The sequence below is a fragment of the Massilia sp. CT11-108 genome (genome assembly GCF_047302915.1).
GTDB classification, from domain to species: domain Bacteria; phylum Pseudomonadota; class Gammaproteobacteria; order Burkholderiales; family Burkholderiaceae_D; genus Telluria; species Telluria orientalis.
Genome location: NZ_JBKYMO010000579.1, coordinates 1 through 3,208, shown reverse-complemented (window position 1 = coordinate 3,208; position 3,208 = coordinate 1). Strand labels below are relative to the sequence as shown.

The 3,208-nt window shown below is 68.7% G+C and carries 2 protein-coding genes; both read left to right on the top strand.

Annotated elements, in window-relative coordinates:
- The first annotated feature begins 250 nt into the window (after nt 1-250).
- On the top strand, nt 251-1,042 hold the full coding sequence (locus ACEN88_RS27715) for a substrate-binding periplasmic protein (protein ID WP_413344818.1): 792 nt from the start codon (nt 251-253) through the stop codon (nt 1,040-1,042).
- Between the two features lie 40 nt (nt 1,043-1,082).
- A partial coding sequence (locus tag ACEN88_RS27710; protein ID WP_413344816.1) for an ATP-binding protein occupies nt 1,083-3,208 on the top strand: 2,126 nt, incomplete at its 3' end.

Genomic DNA, 3,208 nt, shown 5'->3' with positions numbered 1-3,208 from the left:
GGCCGGCCTCGGGCACTTGCGCCTGCGCGACGTGACGGCCGCGCTGGCCATCCTGCTGGGCCTCATGGAAGAGCTGGAGATCGAGGAACTGGAGGTGCCGAAGACGGGGCTGCGCGCCGGCGTGCTGGCCGAGTTGCGCCACGGCCGCGCCGCGCTGGCGGCTTGACGGTCCAGGTAGGTTTTGGCGGCAAGGTCTGGCATACTGTTGTCTGTTTTTAATCATTATTGCCGCTGCCGCCCTACCCAAGCCATGCTGCGCTTCCTTCGCCACGGATCGATCGCCTGCTGTTTGCTCGTCGGCGCGCCGTCGTTCGCGGCGGGCACCGTGTCGCTGTGCTTCGAACGCCAGGAAGTGCTGCCGTGGCGCACCCTCGACGGCGGCGGCCTGAATTTCGAGCTGCTGGCCGAAGTGGCGCGGCGCCTCGGGCTCACGCTCGATTACCAGAGCATGCCGTGGAAGCGCTGTCTCGCGCAGGTCAAGGCGAACCAGGTCGACGGCGCCTTCGCCGTCAGCTTCAGCCGCGAGCGCCTGGCGCTGGGCGCCTATCCCGGCGTGAAAGGCGGCGATGGCCTGGCCGATCCGGCCCGGCGCATGCACGTCGACCGCTACGTCCTGGTGCGCCGCAAGGGCGGCAAGGTCGACTGGGACGGCAAGCGTTTCGCCAACGTGGACGGCCGCATCGGCTTCCAGCTCGGCTACTCCGTCGGCGACTTCCTGCGCGCCCAGAACGTGCCCGTGGACGAGGGCAGCCAGCAGGCCGACGAACTGGTGCAGAAGATGCTGGCCGGCCGCCTCGTGGCGGCGGCCCTCGGCGGCGGCGACGCGATGCGGCTGATGCGGTCGGCGTACGCCACGCAGATCGAAATGCTGCCCGTGCCGCTGATCGAAAAGCCGTACTACCTGCTGCTGTCGCACGCCTTCGTCGCGCAGCGGCCGGACCTCGCGGAACGCATCTGGAAGACGATCGAGGACGTGCGCACGAGCCCCGCCTACCGCCGCCGCGAGCGCGAGCTGACCGGCCATCCGGGAGGCGGTCATTAATTCCCTGTCCTCCCCCGGCCCGCGCCGTTCGGGAGCGCTTTTGCGTGGCCTGGTACGGGGACTCGCCGACAGCTGGCGCCAGAACATCGTGTTCCGGCTCGGCGCCGGCATCGTGCTGGCGGTAGCCCTGTCGACGACGGTGTACACGACCTGGGTGATGCATTCGCTGCACCGCGAAGCGAGCGCGCGGCTGGGGGAACGGGTCGAACGCCAGGCCAACGTGGTGTCGCACGCGCTGGCGCGGCCGCTGTTCGACATCAACAGCGCGGCCGTGTCCTCGGTCGTCGATGCGCTGGGCGGCACGCCGGAAGTGATCATGCTGCGCGTGCTGGCGCCGAACGGCATGGTGCTCGCGTCGCTCGGCTCCGGCGCGGACGAGGAGGGCGCCGAACGCGTCCAGCAGAAAGTGGTTTACCACGACGGCAACCGCGAATACCTGGTCGGCTCGATCGACCTGGCGATCTCGCGCCGCCAGATCGACGCGGACCTGCGCCGCCAGATCATCCAGACCGTGCTGGGCAACCTGATCCTCACCCTGACCATCACCCTGTGCGTGCTGCTGATCGGCCGCCGCATGACGCAGCCGTTCGCCGACATCCAGGAAGCGTTGGAAAAGCTGGCGCGCGGCGAGACCGACATCCACTTGTCCGGCATCGGCCGGCGCGACCAGATCGGCCGCCTGTCCTCGGCCGTGCGCAGCTTCCGCGACACGTTGAACCGGCTGCGGCGCGCCGAGCAGGTGACGAACGGCCTGCTGCGCGAAAAGAGCGTGATCGAACAGCAGCTGCGCGACCTGAACGAAGACCTCGAACAGAAGATCGCCGCGCGCACGCGCGAGCTGCTGGACTCGATGCGCATGGCGCAGGGTAGCCAGGCCAAGCTGCAGGCCATCGTCGACACGGCGCTGGACGCCGTCGTGCGCATGGACCGGCAAGGCCGCATCGTCGGCTGGAACGCGCAGGCGGAAAAGATGTTCGGCTGGAAGGGCGAGGAGGTGCTGGGCCGCGATCTCTCCGAATGCATCGTGCCGGAGCGCCACCGGGCCGCGCACCGCAACGGCCTCGCGCGCTACGAACGGAGCGGCGTGGGCGGGGTGCTGGACAGCCGCATCGAGACGTATGCCTTGCGCCGCGACGGCGTGGAATTTCCGATCGAGCTGGCCATCACGCGCGTCCAGCTGGCCACGAGCGACGACTACGAATTCTGCTCGTTCATCCGCGACATCTCCGAGCGGCGCGAGCGCGAGCAGTCGCTCGTCGCGGCCAACGTGCGCGCGGAGGCGGCGAACGTCGCCAAGTCAGAATTCCTCGCCAACATGAGCCACGAGATCCGCACGCCGATGAGCGCGATCATCGGCATGGCCTACCTCACGCTGCGCACGGAGCTCTCGCCCAAGCAGCAGGACTACGTCGGCAAGATCCACCGCGCCGCGCTGTCGCTGCTGGGGATCATCAACGACATCCTCGACTTTTCCAAGATCGAGGCGGGCAAGCTGGACGTCGAGCACATCCCGTTCTGCCTGGACGACGTGCTCGCGAACGTGGCCAGCGTGACGAGCCAGAAGGCGGCCGACAAGCACCTGGAATACCTGTTCCACGTGCCGCACGCGATCCCGCGCATGCTCGTGGGCGACCCGCTGCGCCTGGGCCAGGTCCTCATCAACCTCGTCAACAACGCGGTGAAATTCACGCCGGCGGGCGAGCTGGAACTGTCGTGCATGCGCCTCGACGATCCGGCCGCGGACCGCTTCCGCGACGGTTATGCGACGCTGCGTTTCGCGGTGCGCGACACGGGCATCGGCATGAGCGAACAGCAGCAGGCGAAACTGTTCCGCGCGTTCAGCCAGGCCAACGGCAGCACGACGCGCGAATACGGCGGCACGGGCCTGGGCCTGTCGATCTCGCAGCAACTGGTCGGCCTGATGGGGGGGCGCATCGTCGTCGAGAGCAGCCCGGGCAAGGGCTCGACGTTCCACTTCGACCTCGACTTCCCGCTGTCCGGCGAGCCGGAACGCGTGGCGGTCGCGCCGCCGGAACTGGACGGCGCGCGCCTGCTGCTCGTCGACGATTCCGACGTCGCGCGCGAGATCATGAGCGAAGCGCTGCAGACGCTGCCGCTGCGCGTGGATCTCGCCGCGAGCAGCGCGCTTTCCGCTTCGGCGCCGCT